The 17,567-nt window shown below is 62.3% G+C and carries 19 protein-coding genes; 12 read left to right on the plus strand and 7 right to left on the minus strand.

Going from position 1 to position 17,567, the window contains the following annotated elements:
• The first annotated feature begins 67 nt into the window (after nt 1-67).
• Nucleotides 68-937, plus strand: a complete 870-nt coding sequence (locus tag NR164_RS11180; protein ID WP_017850035.1) for a Tim44 domain-containing protein — start codon at nt 68-70, stop codon at nt 935-937.
• Between the two features lie 136 nt (nt 938-1,073).
• Nucleotides 1,074-1,481, plus strand: coding sequence for an SMI1/KNR4 family protein (locus NR164_RS11185; RefSeq protein WP_017850036.1), 408 nt, complete (start codon nt 1,074-1,076; stop codon nt 1,479-1,481).
• Between the two features lie 35 nt (nt 1,482-1,516).
• Here NR164_RS11185 and NR164_RS11190 read toward each other — a convergent pair whose 3' ends face one another.
• Complete coding sequence (locus NR164_RS11190) at nt 1,517-3,280, minus strand: cation:proton antiporter (RefSeq protein WP_046484296.1); 1,764 nt, start codon at nt 3,278-3,280, stop codon at nt 1,517-1,519.
• Between the two features lie 288 nt (nt 3,281-3,568).
• Between NR164_RS11190 and NR164_RS11195 the strand changes: the two genes are divergently transcribed.
• On the plus strand, nt 3,569-4,054 hold the full coding sequence (locus tag NR164_RS11195) for an acyl-CoA thioesterase (protein ID WP_017850038.1): 486 nt from the start codon (nt 3,569-3,571) through the stop codon (nt 4,052-4,054).
• A 69-nt stretch (nt 4,055-4,123) separates the two neighbouring features.
• Here the strand turns inward: NR164_RS11195 and pdxY are convergent, their stop codons facing one another.
• On the minus strand, nt 4,124-4,996 hold the full coding sequence (pdxY, locus tag NR164_RS11200) for a pyridoxal kinase PdxY (protein WP_017850039.1): 873 nt from the start codon (nt 4,994-4,996) through the stop codon (nt 4,124-4,126).
• 119 nt (nt 4,997-5,115) lie between these two features.
• Between pdxY and NR164_RS11205 the strand changes: the two genes are divergently transcribed.
• Nucleotides 5,116-5,508, plus strand: a complete 393-nt coding sequence (locus NR164_RS11205; protein WP_017850040.1) for a DUF3301 domain-containing protein — start codon at nt 5,116-5,118, stop codon at nt 5,506-5,508.
• Here NR164_RS11205 and NR164_RS11210 read toward each other — a convergent pair.
• From NR164_RS11210 to zigA, 3 genes are read right to left on the minus strand one after another with little or no spacing between them, the layout of a single operon-like run.
• Nucleotides 5,502-6,464, minus strand: coding sequence for a CobW-like GTP-binding protein (locus tag NR164_RS11210; RefSeq protein ID WP_079444960.1), 963 nt, complete (start codon nt 6,462-6,464; stop codon nt 5,502-5,504). The genes NR164_RS11205 and NR164_RS11210 overlap by 7 nt on opposite strands.
• Before the next feature lie 44 nt (nt 6,465-6,508).
• Nucleotides 6,509-7,153 (minus strand): DUF1826 domain-containing protein, encoded by a 645-nt coding sequence (locus NR164_RS11215; protein WP_057005203.1) that lies wholly within the window; start codon nt 7,151-7,153, stop codon nt 6,509-6,511.
• A complete protein-coding gene (gene zigA, locus NR164_RS11220) occupies nt 7,153-8,361 on the minus strand; it encodes a zinc metallochaperone GTPase ZigA (protein ID WP_017850043.1) in 1,209 nt (402 codons plus the stop codon). The genes NR164_RS11215 and zigA overlap by 1 nt, the downstream gene beginning before the upstream one ends.
• 138 nt (nt 8,362-8,499) lie before the next feature.
• Here zigA and NR164_RS11225 point away from each other — a divergent pair, with 138 nt between their 5' ends.
• The gene (locus NR164_RS11225) at nt 8,500-8,868 is read left to right on the plus strand and encodes a glutamine synthetase (RefSeq protein WP_256822759.1); all 369 of its coding nucleotides are present in this window, start codon (nt 8,500-8,502) and stop codon (nt 8,866-8,868) included.
• On the opposite strand, the gene NR164_RS11230 is transcribed toward NR164_RS11225, so the two are convergent.
• Nucleotides 8,865-10,067, minus strand: a complete 1,203-nt coding sequence (locus NR164_RS11230; RefSeq protein ID WP_017850045.1) for an N-acetylmuramoyl-L-alanine amidase — start codon at nt 10,065-10,067, stop codon at nt 8,865-8,867. The genes NR164_RS11225 and NR164_RS11230 overlap by 4 nt on opposite strands.
• A 129-nt stretch (nt 10,068-10,196) precedes the next feature.
• Here NR164_RS11230 and folE2 point away from each other — a divergent pair, with 129 nt between their 5' ends.
• Genes folE2 through NR164_RS11260 form a run of 6 tightly spaced genes read left to right on the plus strand, consistent with a single transcriptional unit; the run spans nt 10,197 to nt 15,406 of the window.
• A complete protein-coding gene (gene folE2 / locus NR164_RS11235) occupies nt 10,197-11,087 on the plus strand; it encodes a GTP cyclohydrolase FolE2 (RefSeq protein ID WP_017850046.1) in 891 nt (296 codons plus the stop codon).
• Complete coding sequence (locus NR164_RS11240; RefSeq protein WP_017850047.1) at nt 11,084-11,752, plus strand: metal ABC transporter ATP-binding protein; 669 nt, start codon at nt 11,084-11,086, stop codon at nt 11,750-11,752. Before folE2 ends, NR164_RS11240 begins: the two co-directional genes overlap by 4 nt.
• Nucleotides 11,752-12,618: a metal ABC transporter permease gene (locus NR164_RS11245; RefSeq protein ID WP_017850048.1), complete on the plus strand. Its 867-nt coding sequence runs from the start codon at nt 11,752-11,754 to the stop codon at nt 12,616-12,618. The genes NR164_RS11240 and NR164_RS11245 overlap by 1 nt, the downstream gene beginning before the upstream one ends.
• Nucleotides 12,619-12,629: 11 nt before the next feature.
• Nucleotides 12,630-13,508: a metal ABC transporter substrate-binding protein gene (locus NR164_RS11250; protein ID WP_046381599.1), complete on the plus strand. Its 879-nt coding sequence runs from the start codon at nt 12,630-12,632 to the stop codon at nt 13,506-13,508.
• The gene (locus NR164_RS11255) at nt 13,505-14,065 is read left to right on the plus strand and encodes a DapH/DapD/GlmU-related protein (protein WP_017850050.1); all 561 of its coding nucleotides are present in this window, start codon (nt 13,505-13,507) and stop codon (nt 14,063-14,065) included. The genes NR164_RS11250 and NR164_RS11255 overlap by 4 nt, the downstream gene beginning before the upstream one ends.
• A 3-nt stretch (nt 14,066-14,068) precedes the next feature.
• The gene (locus tag NR164_RS11260) at nt 14,069-15,406 is read left to right on the plus strand and encodes a dihydroorotase (RefSeq protein ID WP_256822760.1); all 1,338 of its coding nucleotides are present in this window, start codon (nt 14,069-14,071) and stop codon (nt 15,404-15,406) included.
• Here the strand turns inward: NR164_RS11260 and NR164_RS11265 are convergent.
• Nucleotides 15,403-15,924, minus strand: a complete 522-nt coding sequence (locus tag NR164_RS11265) for a DUF3617 domain-containing protein (RefSeq protein WP_017850052.1) — start codon at nt 15,922-15,924, stop codon at nt 15,403-15,405. The genes NR164_RS11260 and NR164_RS11265 overlap by 4 nt on opposite strands.
• 130 nt (nt 15,925-16,054) lie before the next feature.
• Between NR164_RS11265 and cls the strand changes: the two genes are divergently transcribed.
• On the plus strand, nt 16,055-17,494 hold the full coding sequence (gene cls / locus NR164_RS11270; protein WP_046484309.1) for a cardiolipin synthase: 1,440 nt from the start codon (nt 16,055-16,057) through the stop codon (nt 17,492-17,494).
• Nucleotides 17,495-17,567: the final 73 nt, after the last annotated feature.

The following is a 17,567-nucleotide window of genomic DNA, read 5'->3' on the forward strand; positions in this document are numbered from 1 at the left end:
CGCTAGCCACTGTCACGACACCTGTGCAACATGGCGCGCGTGCAATCCACAAATGGGAATTCCCTTTATGAAACGTTTTCTTAGCATCGCCATGGCGCTGTGCATTGGCCTGACGATGAGCCTCGATGCCAACGCCAAACGCTTCGGTGGCGGCAAAAGCATAGGCTCGGCACCAACTCACCAGACCAGCCAAATGGCTCCGTCCGCCGGCGTCGGCGGTGCAGCCGCCACTGCAGGCGCGGCCGGTGCCGCTGGCGCAGCCGCCAAGGCCGGCGGTGCTTCGCGCTGGTTGGGCCCTCTGGCCGGTATCGCCGCCGGTGGCCTGCTCGCATCCATGTTCATGGGCGGCGGCTTCCAGGGCATGCAGATCTTCGACATCCTGATCATGGCGGTCATCGCCTTCCTGATCTTCCGCTTCATCGCCGCCCGTCGTCGCAAGCAGCAGGAGCACATGGCTCCAGCCGGCGCGCCGATGCAGCGTGAAGTGTTCGAGCAGAAGCCAGCCATGGGTTCGATCTTCGGTGGTTCGGCCGCGCCTGCTGCTGCCCGCCCGGTGATCAATGCGCCAGCCTGGTTCAACGAAGAGCGTTTCGTCGAAGCGGCCCGCAGCCACTTCCAGTCCCTGCAGCAGCACTGGGACGCCAACGAAATGGATAAAATCTCCGAGTTCGTGACCCCGCAACTGCTCGAGTTCCTCAAGCGCGAACGCGCCGACCTGGGCGACGGCTTCCAGTCGACCTACATCGACGACCTGCGCGTGCAGCTCGAAGGTGTGGACGATCGCGCCGACAAGACCATCGCCACCCTGACGTTCAGCGGTGTGTCGAAGACCTCGCGTTTCGACCAGGGCGAAGTGTTCAGCGAAAGCTGGAACATGGAACGCGCCCAAGGCGACAACCAGCCTTGGCTGGTCGCCGGTATCCGCCAGAACGGCTGATAGCCACACGCTTGAACAAGCCGTAAGCAAAACCCCGGACATGTTCCGGGGTTTTCTATTTCACGGTTGCACTTATAGCGAGCTACTGTATAAAACGCCCCTGTAAACCGCGCCATCTAGCAAGAGGATCCCGGCCGTGGAAGAAGTCATCGAACAATTGCGTGAAGCCAACGAACCGGTTCCGGTTCCTCTGGAACTGCCTGATGAAGACCAACTGGTGGAAATCGAGGAACAGCTGTTCATCGACATCCCGTTTGTCTTCCGCGAATTCCTGCTAACCGTCAGCGATGTGGTGTACGGCAGCCTGGAACCGGTGACCGTCACCGACCCGCAGTCCCACACCTACCTGCCGGATGTGGCGGCCAACGCCTGGGATGCCGGTGTTGACCGCAGCATGATCCCGATCTGCCAGGACGGCGACGACTACTACTGCGTCGAAGAAGACGGCACCGTCGTACTGTGGTGCGGCGAAGAAGAACTCGTCACCGAAGAAACCTGGGAGTCGGTGTGGCACTGGGCACGGGACGTCTGGCTGGAAAGCTGACACCTACGGCTCGCGTGCGGGGCGGCCCAGCCTCCTCAGTGTTCCGGCGTATCCTTGTGGTTATCCAGAGTCTCCAGCAAAGCGACCTGCATCCGCGTATGCACGCGGATGAACCACCGCCAGAGCACGGCCGCCACCGCCGCCGCGACCACGGCGATCAGCACCAGCAACTTGTTGGTCGGCAGAATACTCGCCGACAACGCCGCCAATAGCAGGAAGATCACCAGCAACGACAAAATCGGGATCACCTCGGCGATCACCCGACGCACGCGCTGGGTATGCCGCCCGGCCATTTCCGGCTTGACGCTCATCTCCGCCAGCAGCATCGACAGCGCCTTGAGCTTGCGGTACGCCGCAATCAGGAACGGCAGCGACAACAGCAACGCCGCGCCCCAGATCAACGCCTTCTGCCAGCTTGGATCACTGATCCAGCCCTCCAGATACCCGCCGATTCGCAGCGCGAAGTAACTGCCGGTAAAGAAGATCGCCACCACCAGCGCCAGGTTCACCCCCACTTGCAGCACGATTTTGCGGATCATCGACGCCAGCAGCGCCCCCTCGCCGTGGGGCTGAATGCTGCGCAGCCATTCGCCATAGAGGCCAAATACCCGGCTCATGCGCTTGGGCATCACGGCGGCAATCTTCAGCGACAATGGGTCGGCGCCGCGAATCAGGTACGGGGTGAGCAATGTGGTGATCGCCGACACCGCGACCGCCACCGGGTAGAGGAAGTCACTGGTCACCTGCAAGGTCATGCCGAGCGCCGCGATGATGAAGGAAAACTCACCAATTTGTGACAGCCCCATCCCAACGCGCAACGAGGTGCGGCCGTCATTGCCGGCGATAAATGCGCCCATGCCGCAGGACAACATCTTGCCCAGCACCACGGCCACGCTGATCACGGCAATTGGCCAGGCATATAGCAGCAGAATCTGCGGGTCGATCATCAAGCCAATGGCGACAAAGAAGATTGCGCTGAACATGTCGCGAACCGGCTCGATCAGGCGCTCGATCTTAATCAACTGGCGGGATTCGGCCATGATCGCGCCGATCAGGAACGCCCCCAGCACCATGCTGTATTCCAGCTTGACCACCAGCAGGCAAAAACCGAAGCACAGGCCCAGCACGGTGATCAGCAGCATTTCATTGCTGTCGAACCTGGCCACGTAGGCCAGCAAGCGCGGCACCAGCAAAATCCCGATGACCAGCGCGACGATCATGAACAGCGAGAGCTTGCCGACCGTGGAAAACACCTCGCCGGAGCTGACCGTGCCACTGACGGCGATGCTCGACAGCAAGGCGATGATGCCGATGCCGAGGATGTCCTCGACGATCAGCACGCCGAAAATCAGTTGGGCGAAGCGCTGGTCTTTCATCTTCAGGTCGTTGAGCGCCTTGACGATGATGGTGGTCGAGGAAATCGCCAGGATCGCGCCGAGGAACAGCGAGTCCATGGTGTTCCAGTCGAACCAGCGGCCGATCTCGTAGCCGATCCAGATCATCAGCACGATTTCCAGGAAGGCCGCGATAAACGCCGTGGCTCCCACCTTGAACAGCTTGCGCAGGCTGAACTCCAGGCCCAGGCAGAACATCAGGAAGATCACCCCCAGTTCGGCGAGGGTCTTGATGGTGTCTTCATCGTGGATCAGGCCGAACGGCGGCGTGTGGGGGCCAATGATGAACCCGGCGACGATGTAACCGAGCACCACCGGCTGCTTGAGGCGATGAAACAGGATAGTCACGACCCCAGCCACCAACATGATCACGGCCAGATCCTGGATAAAGCTGATGGCGTGCATGGCGAGGGGCTCCTTGAGGGTACTGGCGCTTTTCCCACGTCCACCGCGCCTTTGAAACTTCGTAAAGAGCGGAAGGAAAAGTCTGCCTTGATCGTAAGAAATGCCCTTAGAAAGGCTTTTGAAGGTTAACACCGCGACTTCCGCCGAAAAGCCGGTGCAATATATGGAAACAGATCGCTGCAGGCGTGACGGCAAGCCGCCTACCGGCGTCCCGTAAGAGATGGCGCTGCAATGACTCGAGCATCCACAGAGGTGCCTCCCCACCAATGCCTAACCCGTGAGTGTGCTATGGAACCCGGAAACGCCCAGCTGTCGATGACGGTACTGATGACCCCTGATATGGCCAACTTCTCAGGCAATGTCCATGGCGGCACCCTGCTCAAGTACCTCGACGAAGTGGCCTACGCCTGCGCGAGCCGTTATGCCGGGCGTTATGTCGTGACCTTGTCGGTGGACCAAGTGATTTTTCGTGAACCGATCCACGTCGGCGAGTTGGTGACCTTCCTCGCATCGGTCAACTACACCGGCCACACCTCAATGGAGGTGGGCATCAAGGTGGTGACCGAAAACATCCGCGAGCGCTCTGTGCGCCATACCAACAGTTGCTTCTTCACCATGGTCGCCGTGGACGACCAGCGCAAACCCGCCGCCGTGCCGCAACTGCAACCGCACAACAGCGAAGACCGCCGCCGGTTTGCGCAGGCGCAGCAACGCCGGCAGATCCGCCAGGAGCTGGAAAAGCGCTACCAGGAAATCAAAGCCGACGCACTGTAAGCCCCGAGCTGTATACCCAAGCAAAATGTGGGAGGGGCTTTGCCCCCTCCCACATTGGGTTTTGTGTAGTTACAGGCCGATCGGCGTGGCCTCGAAACGCACGCGAGGATGGGCGATGCGATCCTGGGCACGCACCAGCTCCAGTTCATAACTGGCGCAGGCCTGGGTTTCCAACAGCACTTCATGCACCGCCGCCGCGGTGAACTCGAAAGCGGCCACCAGGCTGTCGCCCAACAATACCCGCGCCAGGAACAACCCTGAGGTCAGGTCGCCCACGCCCACCGGCTGGCGGGGAAACGCCAGCAGCGGCCGACGCAGGTGCCAGCTGCCTTCGGCTGTCACCAGCAGCATCTCAAAGCCTTCCGGCAATTTGCCCGGGTAATCCAGGTGCTTGACCAGCACGGCCTTGGGGCCGCGTGCCAGCAGGGCTTTGGCCATGCCCAGGCAGTCGAACAGCGATTGCGGCTTGCGCCCGGAAAAGCTGTCCAGTTCCAGCTGGTTGGGGCACAGGAAGTCGGCCATGGCAGCGGCTTCGTCCAACAGAAAATCACTGACTTCCTGCGGCACGATGCAGCCCTTTTCCGGGTGGCCCATCACCGGGTCGCACAGGTACAGGGCCTTGGGGTTGATCGCCTTGATCCGCGCCACGCCGGTGAGGATCGCCCGGCCCTGGGCCGCGCTGCCGAGGTAGCCGGAGAGTATGGCGTCGCAGTTGCCCAATTCACCGATGGCCGCAATACCCTCCACCAGCGCTGGAATCTGCTGCGGCGCTAACACTTCGCCCGTCCACTGGCCATACTGGGTGTGGTTGGAGAATTGCACCGTGTTGAGCGGCCACACGTTCACCCCGACCCGCTGCATGGGGAACACGGCGGCGCTGTTTCCGGCGTGGCCAAAGACCACATGAGACTGGATCGCAAGCAGATGAGGTGTGCGTTTCATGCAGGGGATTTCCGTAAAACCATTGAAATTCTGGTCGCGCAGTATGCGACCAAACACAGCCTGTACGACAGGCTAACGACACAGTTAAGCTGCTCTCACTTCGTTGGAGTTTTTTTCGCATGCTGACCCTGGGAAACATCTTCGTGTTGATGCTGCTGGCGACCGGCGCCGCCTGGGTATGGCACAACCACGGCCTGCGCGAGCGCGCGTTGGAGCGGGTCAAGCAGCATTGCGCCAAGCTCGATATCGAGTTGCTCGACGGTGCCGTGGCCTTGAAACGCATCGGTTTTGTGAAGGATGCCAAAGGACGGCGACGCCTGGCGCGCATCTACAATTTCGAATTCACCGTGACCGGCGAAACCCGCCACCCCGGGACCATCACCCAGTTCGGCGCCCACAGCGCGCAGATCGAACTGGCGCCCTACCCGTTCGAAATCAAGACGCCGCTACCCAGCGCCGACGTGATCGAACTCAGCCAGTGGCGCCAGGACCACGCCAAGCACCGTCAATGACGGCAGGCGGCCAGCGCCTGCTGTAGCGCGGCCACGTCCTGTGGCGCGCTGAAAATCAGTTCGATACGCGAATCACGCCGCCATTCGCTGGGTTGCCAGACGAGTGGGCTGTTATCCACAGCGTTGCCGGAGATCCAGCCGTCGGTGCTGTGGATAACCAGTTTGGCGCGGCGCCAATCCAAGCGTGTCAGCCATTGCGCCAGGCGCTGGTGATCGAATGACTGGCTCGGATGCCAGCGCCAACCGATGCTCCAGCCGCCCTCCTGGGCCTGGCTCAAGCAGATCGGCAACGCAGGATCGCTCCACACCGCCGGCATTTGCGCCACGCCCTTGGGCGCCACGAAGTTATCCACAGCCGCTGCAGCCTGTGCGTTCAGGCCTGGCAAAAGCTGCAGTGGCAATTGCGCCTGACGCGTCCAGTAAAACGGAACCTCGGCTAACTGCCGTTCGATCGCCTCGCGCTGTGCGGCGTCCAGCGCCTCATCCTTGTTCAGGACCAACAGGCCGGCGCTGGCGAGTGCCTCGCGCTGCGCCTCCGGCAATGGTTTGCCCGCCGCCAGGGCTTGCGCATCCAGCACCAGCACGCAAGGCTGAACCGCAAGCACATCCTGCCATGGCGCCTCGCGCAATTGCTTGAGCACCTGCACCGGGTGCCCGAGCCCCGAGGGTTCGATAAACAGGCGGTCCGGCTTGGCCTTACGCAGCAAGCGGCCCAGTCCGACCTGGAACGGCGCACCATTCACACAGCACAAGCAACCGCCCGCCACTTCGCCCAGGGCAATGCCGTCGTCGGCCTGGGTCAGCAAGGCCGCATCCAGACCGATCTGCCCGAATTCGTTGATCAACACCGCCCAGCGCTCGTTGGCCGGGCGTTGGGCGAGCAGGTGTTTGATCAGGCTGGTCTTGCCGGCGCCCAGGGGCCCGGCAATCACATGAGTAGGAATGTTCTGCAGCATAGAGGGCATCATTCAAGCCGTGTAGAGCGTTTGATCCTACGCGGTTATGCCAGCCAATCCAGCGTCAGAATTAACCGTCGCTCATCGGCTTTAAGCTGCGGCGAGCGGTGAATCAGGCCGTGAGCTTCGTTGCCATGCCACTTCGTCCCTTTGAGCAACGCCACTTCGCCGCAGTGAATCTGCTCGATACGCTCGCTGGGCTCGGCATCCGCCTGGCCCAACTGGCGGCGGTCCATCACGCCTTCGCGCAACCATTGGCTGCCGATGCCGGCATAGGTGGTGATCAGGCGCACGGGCACATGGTCGACGTGAAAGCGCGGGCACATGGCTTTGTCCAACAGGCGCAAACGCACGCCGATCCGACGGGCGCCGAGCAGGCAGGCAAACGCGCCGATCAGCCACGACACATCGGCGATAAACCCTTCGTAACCCTCAAGATCGCGGCAGCAGGCGGCTAATCCCTGCACGTTCGGCACCGCGTCGTCGCTGGCCAACTCGATGACCAGCGACTCGGCCAACGGCTCGTCGAGCGCCACCAGCAAGGCGCCGAACTCGGCGATGTGCAACGGCAATTGACGCTGCCACAGCGCCAGGTTGACGCCGTCTTCGAGAATCTCGGACAGCGCCAGCGGGGTGTCGCCGCAGGTCTGGCGGATCACCGGGCGCAGGGGGATGAGCGGTGCCAGCATCAGGCGGCCGCCTCTTCATACCAAGGGCCAAAAGGATCGGCCAGCAAGCGCCATGCGTCGACGCCCAGGGCCATTTCTTCATCGGTCAGCAGGCAGGCGTCCAGTTCGGCACGCATCTGCGCGAAGTCGATGTTTTGCCCGATGAACACCAGTTCCTGACGGCAATCGCCGGTGCTTGCTTGCCAGTGGCCCATGATCGCGGCGACGCTTTCTTCGTCCTGCGGCCACTGGCTTTTCGGCACAAAACGCCACCAACGTCCGGCAAAGCCATGGCGCATCAGGCCGCCGGCCTGGGACCAACTGCCGGCGTCCTGCGGCTTGCTGGCCAGCCAGAAAAAGCCCTTGGAGCGCAGGAGTTTGCCGTTCACCCAAGGGCGGTCGATAAACTCGAAAAAGCGCTGCGGATGGAACGGACGGCGCGCGCGGTAAGCCGTGGAGGCGATGCCGTACTCTTCGGTTTCCGGCACATGCTCGCCGCGCAGTTCCTGCAGCCAGCCGGGGGCCTGGGCGGCGCGTTCGAAGTCGAAGCGGCCGGTGTTGAGGATTTTGTTCAGCGGCACTTCGCCCATGACCATCGGAATGATCTCGGCCTGGGCATTCAGGCGTTCGAGGATGGCCATCAGTTCCTCACGCTCGTGGCGGCCGATCAGGTCGATTTTGCTGATCAGGATGACGTCGGCAAATTCGATCTGCTCGATCAACAGGTCGGTGATCGAGCGTTCGTCTTCTTCGCCAAGGGTTTCGCCCCGCGATGCGAGGCTTTCGGCGGCCTGGTAGTCGAGCAGGAAGTTCATGCCGTCGACCACAGTGACCATGGTGTCCAGGCGCGCAATATCGGCCAGGCTCTGCTCGTTTTCATCGCGAAAGGTGAAGGTTTCGGCCACGGGCAACGGCTCGGAGATGCCGGTGGATTCGATCAACAGGTAATCGAAGCGACCGTCCCTGGCGAGTTTTCCGACCTCTTCGAGCAGGTCTTCACGCAAGGTGCAGCAGATGCAGCCGTTGCTCATCTCTACCAGTTTTTCTTCGGCGCGGTTGAGGGTGACGTCGCGCTGCACCTCACCGCCGTCGATGTTGATTTCGCTCATGTCGTTGACGATCACCGCCACCCGCAGGTTGTCGCGGTTGCGCAGGACATAGTTGAGCAGCGTACTTTTACCGGCGCCGAGAAAGCCGGACAACACGGTAACGGGGAGACGATTGGGCATCAGGTCATTCTCATCAGGCCGCCCGTTCAAGCCGGGCTGTATTTAATGTTATATTATAACAACACAAATAAGCCAATCCCCCGCTTGCTCATCATGACCAACGGAGCAATGCTGGCGCTTGTCTACATCGAGAAGCCTATGAAATATCTACTGTGCAGCCTGCTGTTGCTCATCACGGCCCAGGCCGGCGCCCAAGTGCCGAGCCTGTCGGCCAATTGCACGCGCAGCGCCAACCTGCTGGCCTGCGTCGATCCGCTGGGCAATGCCTACAGCGTGGCGACGGTTGGCAGCACCACGTATCTGCGCGGTTTCGAGGCGATCGGCAGGCGCTATTGGGCGCAAACCAACAGCCGCTACGGGCAACTGACGTTCTTCACCGGCTTGGCCTCGGACGGTGAAGCGTGGGTCGGCTACACGCGGCGTGTGGGCTGGACCACAATCAACCGGTTTTCCAGCTCCGGTGGCGCCAGCGCCACGTTCACCTGCAGCCGTGTGACCGGCTGTTAGGCCTGGTTGTGTTTCTGTTCCTGGACCCAAGCCATGTAGCTGTTCACCGGCGGGTTCTTCTGGAAATAGCGCTGCAGGCCGAGGAACAAACCCTCCGCCACCGCCTGTTGATGCCGCGCCGTGACCAGCCGCGCACTGTCCCGCGCATTGGAGATAAACCCGGTCTCCACCAGGATCGACGGTACATCCGGTGACTTGAGCACCGCGAACCCGGCCTGTTCCACACGCTTCTGATGCAACGAGGTGATGCCTTCCAGGCTACCCAGGATCGAGCTGCCCAGTTGCAGGCTGGAAGCGATGGTGGCGTTCATCGACATGTCGAGAATCACCCCGGCCAGCATCGGGTCCTTGTCCTTGAGGTTCAGCAGACTGGTGGCGCCCAGCAGGTCGGCGCCGTTTTCCCGTTGCGCCATGAACCGCGCCGTGGCCGAGGTGGCACCGCCTTCGGACAAGGCATACACCGAAGCCCCCGACGCGGTGATCCGTGGTGCCGCATCCGCATGCACCGAGATAAACATGTCGGCGTTGTGTTTGTGGGCGATCTCCACGCGCTTGCGCAGCGGCACGAAGAAGTCATCGTTGCGCACCAGCTTCACATCGAACCCTTTCTCGCGCTTCAAGCGTTTGGCCAGCAATTGCGCAATCGACAGCACCACGTCTTTTTCGCGCTGGCCCTTGGAACCAATAGCGCCGGGGTCCTTGCCGCCGTGGCCGGGGTCGACCACCACGATGATGTCGCGCTTGGGGTGCGCCCTGTCGACCAGCGGCCGGGGTGCGGCCGCTATCGGGTGAGGCACCTGGGTGGCGCTGGTGAGATCAAGCACCAGGCGGTGCCCTTGCCCATCCTGGGGCGGCAACAAAAAGCTGGTGAGCTGCATCGGCGTGGCGAGGTCCAGCACGATGCGCGTATCCGCCTTGCCGAAGTGCCCGGAGCGAATCGAGGTGATCCCGCTGTTCTTCAAGACCAACTGAGAGAAGTCGCCACTGAGCCCGGCGCCGCTCAGGTCGATGATCAGGCGTTCCGGCGCGGTCAGGGAAAAAGTCTTGTAGTTCACCGGGCCACTGAGGTCGAACACCAGCCGCAGCTTGTCGTCCGAGCGCCACAGGCGGGCGTTGCGAATCTGCGTGGCCGACGCGGTGAAGGGCAAGGTGAACAGCGGGCTGACCAGGAGCAGGTTGAGGAGCTGACGTCTGTGCATGACAAATACCGCAAATAAAGGAGCGTCCTTACTCGACATGACTGAAAAAAGGCCGGAGCAGAAAATTCATCGTCGACTCAATAGTTATAATATAACATGTCTTTTTTATCGCCAACGATGGACCTGCTCATGAATGCGCTGACTCTGCCGGATATCGCCGCGCAGGCTTCACGCCAAGCCTTGCCGCTCGATTGGGTGGGCATGTGCGGCATCGCCTTGCCTATTTTGATCGACGACCAACGCCTCGCCGCCACGGCCGATGCTGGCGTCAGCCTGGACGACGGTGCCGCCCGTGGCATTCATATGTCGCGCCTGTACCTGGCGCTGGAGATGCTCGACCAGCAGCCACTGACTCCGGCACTTCTGCGTAAGGTACTGCAGCGTTTTCTCGACAGTCATGAAGGTTTATCTAATAACGCCTACCTGCGTATCCACACCGATCTGCTGCTCAAGCGCCCGGCATTAGTCAGCCCTCTGGCTGGCTGGAAGGGCTACCCGGTGAGTATCGAAGCGCGCGTGGAAAACCAGATGTTCCACGTGGAACTAAACATTGAGGTGACTTATTCCTCAACCTGCCCGTGCTCGGCGGCCCTCGCCAGGCAGTTGATTCAGCAGCAATTTCTCGAAGATTTCGGCAACACGCCGTTGCAGCATGCCGATGTGCTGACCTGGCTCGGCAGCGCCAACGGCATCGTCGCCACGCCCCACAGCCAGCGCAGCAGCGCGCAACTGCGCGTCCAGTTGCGCGGCGAGCAGCTGGCGTTGACCGAGTTGATCAATACCGCCGAAGCCGCCCTCGGCACCGCCGTGCAAACCGCGGTGAAACGTGCGGACGAACAAGCCTTCGCCCTGGCCAACGGGCAGAACCTGATGTTCTGCGAAGACGCCGCCCGCCGCCTGAACCTCGCCTTGAAACGCTCGGATGCCGTCCAAGCCTTCCACCTCAAAGTGATCCACGCCGAAAGCCTGCACGCGCACGATGCCGTGGCTGAAAGCCGTTGGACGAGACACTCAGCATGATCACCTGCACCGCTTTGCGCTGGGGTGCCCCCGGCCAACCCCTGACACCCGCCGTGGACTTCACCCTGGAAACCGGCAGCCTTACTGGCGTGATCGGCCCCAACGGCTGCGGTAAAAGCAGCCTGCTCAAAGTCATCGCCGGCCTGCAAAAACCGCTGGCGGGCAAAATCCGCGTGGATGTGCCGCGTCGCGGCGGCGTGTCCTTCCTGCCCCAGCAACAACACCTCGATCGGCAGTTCCCCATCAGCTTGCAAGAGCTGGTCGCCGCCGGTTTCTGGGGCACCCGACTCACCCCGCAACAACGCAGCGAACGCCTGCACGCCGTATTGGAAGACTGGTGCCTCAGCGGCCTGGAACAGCGCCCGTTGATGGCCTTGTCCGGCGGCGAACTGCAACGCGCCCTGCTCGCCCGCATGAGCTTGGCCGAAGCGCCGGTGTTGCTGCTCGACGAACCCCACGCAGCCCTCGACGAAGACGGCCAGGCCCTGTGCTGGAAACATATCCACGCCTGGCATGACGAGGGCCGCACGGTGGTCGTGGTCTGTCATGACTTGGCCTCCGTGCGTCAACACACCCAGCAAGTGGTGCAGATCAAAAGCACGGGCTGCCGGTTCGGGCCGAGCAAAGAACTGATCCGCCCGCAACCGCACATGCAGGTGGCCTGATGCACTTCACCGCCCACCTGTGGATGCCGTTTCTCGACTTCGTGTTCATGCGCCGCGCCTTGATCGGCGGCCTGGTGCTCGCTTGCAGCACCGCGCCGCTGGGGGTGTTCCTGATCCTGCGGCGCATGAGCCTGATCGGTGACGCCGTCGCCCACGGCATCCTGCCCGGTGCCGCCCTGGGTTTCTGGTTCGCCGGCCTGAGCCTGCCCGCGCTGACCATCGGCGGCCTCGGCGCCGGCCTGAGCATGGCGGGGTTGGCCGCGTGGATCACCCGTCGCACCGGCCTGCGCGAAGACGCCAGCCTGGCCGCCATCTACCCCATCTCCCTCGCCGCCGGTGTGCTGATCCTCGGCCTTGCCGGCAAGCGCCTGGACCTGCTGCACCTGCTGTTCGGCTCGGCCCTGGCCGTCGACGAAACCACCTTGACCGGCATGCTCTGGGTCTCTGGTTTCAGCCTGGTCGCCATGGTGCTGATCTACAAACCGCTGCTGCTGGACACCCTCGACCCGCTGTTCCTGCAAACCGTCAGCCGCCTCGGCCCATTGGCCCACGGGCTGTTTTTGACCCTGGTGGTGCTGAACCTGGTGATCGGTTTCCAGGCCATCGGCGCGCTGATGGTGGTGGGCTTGATGATGTTGCCGGCCATCGCGTCCCGCTTCTGGAGCCGGCGCTTGCCGGTGCTGATCGCGGTATCGGCAGTGCTGGGATGCCTGTCGGTGTGGCTTGGCTTGTTGCTGTCGTTCTACTACTCACTGCCCAGCGGCCCGGCGATTGTGCTGGTGGCTGGCGGTGGGTACCTGCTGTCCGTGATCTTCGGTCCGGTGCATGGCTTGCTGCGCCGCCCGCCCTTGCTGTCATCCCAATGAGGTGTCTCCCGATGCGTGCTCTACTCGTGTTGTTCAGTCTGCTACTGCCGTTGTCCATGGCCCAGGCCGCCGACAAACTCCAGGTGGTGACCAGCTTCAGTATTCTCGATGACATTACCCACCAGATCGGTGGCGAACACATCCAGATCAGCAACATGGTCGGCCCCGACGCCGACGCTCATACCTACGAGCCGACCCCGGACGACGCCAAGGCGCTGCTCAAGGCCAAGCTGATCATCAAGAATGGCCTCGGCTTCGAGCCGTGGCTGGACCGCCTGGTGACCAGCACCGAAACCCGCGCCACCGTGGTTACCGCCAGTAAAGGCGTGATCTCCCATACCATGGAGGAAGACGGCGAAACCATCCCGGACCCGCACGCCTGGCATAACCTGGCCAATGCCGAAATCTATGTGAACAACATCACCAAGGCGCTGGTGGCCGCCGACCCGGCCAACCAGGCCGACTACCTGCGCAACAGCCAGGCGTACCTGAAAGACATCTACCGTTTGCTCGCCGAGGCCAAGGCCAAGTTCGGCGCGCTGCCAGCAGGCAACCGCCGCATCGTCACCTCCCATGACGCGTTCGGCTACCTGGGCCAGGCCTATGGCATCCAGTTCCTCGCGCCTCAGGGTTTGTCCACCGAGCGTGAGCCTTCCGCCGCCGAAGTCGCCGCGCTGATCACTCAGATCCGCAAGGACAAGGTCAAAGCCGTGTTCATTGAAAACATCAAGGACTCGCGCCTGCTCAAACAGATCGCCAGCGAAAGCGGCGCGCAGATCGGCGGCACGCTGTATTCCGACGCCCTCGCCGCAGAAGGCCCGGCCAGCACCTTTCTCGGGCTGTTCGAATACAACCTCAACACCCTGTGCGCCGCGTTGGGCAAACCATGATCCGCAAGAACCCATCCGGTGATCTGCCGGTGATTGCCGAATCGGCCTACGTCGATAAAACCGCGATCATCTGCGGCAAGGTCATCATCGGTGAGAACGTATTCGTCGGCCCCTACGCCGTGATCCGCGCGGACGAGGTCGACGCCAGCGGCGACATGGACCCGATCACCATCGGCGCCAACTCCAATATCCAGGACGGCGTGGTGATCCACTCCAAATCCGGCGCGGCGGTGACCATCGGCGAGTTCACCTCCATCGCCCACCGCTCCATCGTCCATGGCCCCTGCAGCGTCGGCGACCGCGTGTTCATCGGCTTCAACAGCGTGTTGTTCAACTGCGCCGTCGGCGACGGCTGCGTGGTGCGCCACAACTCGGTGGTCGACGGCCGCGACTTGCCCGCCGCGTTCTACGTGCCTTCGACCACCCGCATCGGGCCCAACACCGACCTGTCGCAATTCCCGCCGGTGAGCGTCAGCGCGTCGGAGTTTTCCGAGGACGTAGCGCGTACCAACGTCGATCTGGTGCAGGGTTACAAAGCCCTGCAAAACGAGTTCTGAACCATGAGCCGCCTGTTGATCCGCAACGCTCGACTGGTGAATGAAGGCCAGGTATTCGACGCCGACATGCTGGTCGCCCACGGCCGTATCGAGAAGATCGCCAGCAGCATCACGGGGCACACGGCGCCTGTGGAAATCGACGCCCACGGTCAATGGCTGCTGCCGGGGATGATCGATGACCAGGTTCACTTTCGCGAACCCGGCGCGCCGGACAAAGGTGGTTTCTACAGCGAATCCCGCGCAGCGGTGGCCGGCGGCATCACCAGTTTCATGGACATGCCCAACACCCGGCCGGCCACCCTCACCCTGGAAGCGCTGGCCGACAAAAAACGCCGCGCCGTCCAGCACTCGGTGGCCAACTACGGTTTTCACTTCGGCGTCAGCAATGACAACCTCGACACCGTCGCCGCGCTCGACCCGCGGCAAGTGGCCGGGGTCAAAGTGTTCATGGGCGCGTCCACCGGCAACATGCTGGTGGACGATCCACGGATTCTGGAGCGCCTGTTCGCCGATGTGCCGACGATCCTGCTGGCCCACTGCGAACACACGCCGAGTATCCAGGCCAACGAACAGCGCTTGCGCGAGCGTTTCGGCGACAACATCCCTGCCGCCGCCCACCCGCTGATCCGCGATGCCGAAGCCTGTTATCGCTCGTCTTCACTGGCGGTGGAACTGGCCAAGCGCCACGGCACGCGCCTGCATGTGTTGCACCTGAGCAGCGCCCGCGAGTTGGCGTTGTTCGAAGACCAGCCGCTGGCGCAGAAACGCATCACCGCCGAGGTCTGCGTCCATCACCTGTTGTTCGACGACCGCGACTATCACCGCCTGGGCCACCAGATCAAATGCAACCCGGCGATCAAGACCCGCGCCGACCGCGACGCATTGCGCCTGGCCCTGCTCGGCGAGCGGCTGGATGTGATCGGCACCGACCATGCGCCGCATACCTGGGCGCAAAAGCAGTTTGCGTATGGTGAGGCGCCGTCGGGTTTGCCCCTGGTGCAACATGCGTTGCCGGCGTTACTGGAGTTGGTGGCCGATGGGCTGCTGCCGCTGACCACCCTGGTGGCGAAAACCAGTCATCGCGTCGCCGACCTGTTCGCGATCCCGGACCGTGGCTACCTGCGTGAAGGCTATTGGGCCGATCTGGTGCTGATCAAACCCGAACCCGAAGGCAAGCCGGTCCGCAGCCAGCCGATCCTGGCGCGCTGCGGCTGGACACCGTTCGCCGAGCGCCGCTTTCGCCACAGCGTCAGCACCACTCTGGTGTCGGGCCAGTTGGCCTGGCACAACGGCCAGGTGGTCGACAGCTGCCAGGGCCTGCCCCTGCACTTTCAGCGTTAAGCGCGCGGTTTGACGCTGCCGCAGTTTTCCCCCAGCCACTGGGCGTGACTGTCCAGGCTGCCCTTCTGCTGAATGCCGGTGGCATTGAAGGTGCCGTTGACCGTGGTGGTGAATTCCTTCTGGCTCTGGAAGGTGGCCACGCCGGTGCCCTGGGCTTTCGGGCAGCTGAAACGGAATTTCCACTGGTTGCCGCTCTTGTCGGTCACTTGCTGTTTGCAGCCCGACTGCGGATCGGTCAGCGGGATCGCGTCGGAGGCGACCTGGGCGGGGGTGAGGCACACCTGCACGCCTTTACCGGCCATGGTGATGCCTTGTTTCTCCAGCATGGCGCGCTGTTCGGGGGTCATTTGTTGCTTGAGCTGACCGAGGATCAATGACAAATCCGGCAGGTCCTGGTTATCCACTTTCATGTTGCTCGTGGTCAATTCCCACAAACCAGGCGCCAGCATCTGCGCCTGGGCCGCCACGGGCAGCGACAAACCAATAACCATGGCCAAACCTAGCAGACGAGCATTCATCGGGTAACTCCTGGATAATTGTGGGCATTAGACGCCACAAAAGCGCCAGTGTTGCACGGCAAATAAAATAGCGACATTCCTGACCGAACATGGTCTGTTAGGCACTGGATTGCCTGGAGTACCATCGTCCATGGATTTTTTTGGCCCGCACCTGCTCGCCTACTTCATCGCCACGCTGCATTTTCTCGGGACGCTCGCCGCGATCCATGCAGTGCTGACCGTCAGGACCGCCCAAGGCTCGATTGCCTGGGCGTTGTCGCTGATGTTCATACCCTACCTCACGCTGATCCCGTACCTGATCTTCGGCCGCAGCACCTTCGATGCGTACATCCAGGCGCGGCGCCAGGCCAACCAGGAAATGCACACTGCGATCAACGAGCTGAACTGGCGCCCGTGGGTCGAGGAAGCCCTGGCCGCCCGCAACTCCAGCGCCTACGCCTCCTTGCGGGCGATGCCGAAGCTGGGCCGCATGCCGTGCCTGGCGAATAATGAAGTGCGTTTGCTGATCAATGGTGACGCCACCTTCAGTGCGATCTTCGAGGCAATTCGCCGCGCCAAAACCGCCGTGCTGTTCCAGTTCTTCATCATTCATGACGACGAGCTCGGTCGGCAGTTGCATGCCTTGCTGAAGGAAAAAGCCGCCCAAGGCGTCGCCGTCTACGTGCTCTACGACCGCATCGGCAGCCACGCCCTACCCTCTCACTATGCACAAACGCTGCGCGACGCCGGGGTGCAGGTCAAGGCGTTCGCCACCCGCAGCGGCTGGCTCAATCGCTTCCAGGTCAACTTCCGCAACCACCGCAAGATCGTGGTGGTGGATGGCATCACCGGGTTTGTCGGCGGGCATAACGTCGGCGATGAATACTTGGGCAAAAAGCCGCCGCTGGCACCGTGGCGCGATACCCATGTGCAGGTCACCGGCCCGGTGGTGGCGTGCCTGCAGGAATCGTTTGCCGAAGACTGGTTCTGGGCGGCGCGGGAACTGCCGCCGCTGATCCTGCCGGACACCTACCCCGAAAACGGCGTGCTCTGCCAATTGCTCGCCAGCGGCCCGGCCGACCCTTATGAAACCTGCTCGCTGTTTTTTGTCGAAGCGATCCACGCCGCGACCGAGCGGGTGTGGATCACCAGCCCGTATTTCATCCCGGATGAAGCGGTGTTTGCCGCCCTGCGCCTGGCGGTGCTGCGCGGGGTCGACGTGCGCCTGCTGCTGCCGTCGCGGCCCGACCACCGCATCGTGTATGCGGCCTCCAGCCTTTACGCGATCGAAGCGGTGCGCGCCGGGGTGCGGGTGTTCCGCTATACGCCGGGGTTTCTGCACCAGAAAGTGGTGTTGGTCGACAGCGAAATCAGCGCCATCGGCAGTGCGAACATGGACAACCGTTCGTTCCGCCTGAATTTCGAGGTGATGTTGCTGACCGTCGATGAAGCCTTCGCCCAGCAAGTGGAACACATGCTGCTCGATGACTTCGCCCTGGCCCATGAAGTCAGCCAGGAAGAAAGCCGCGAAACCCGCCGCCTACAACAACTGGGCATGCGGGTCGCGCGGCTTATCTCACCGATTCTCTAACAGACACTGCGGTAAAAAGTGGGAGGGGGCTTGCCCCCGATAGCGGTGAATCAGTGCCCAATCCGCTAGCTGA

It is taken from the genome of Pseudomonas sp. Pse79 (assembly GCF_024519615.1).
In the GTDB taxonomy this organism is placed as follows: Bacteria; Pseudomonadota; Gammaproteobacteria; order Pseudomonadales; family Pseudomonadaceae; genus Aquipseudomonas; species Aquipseudomonas veronii.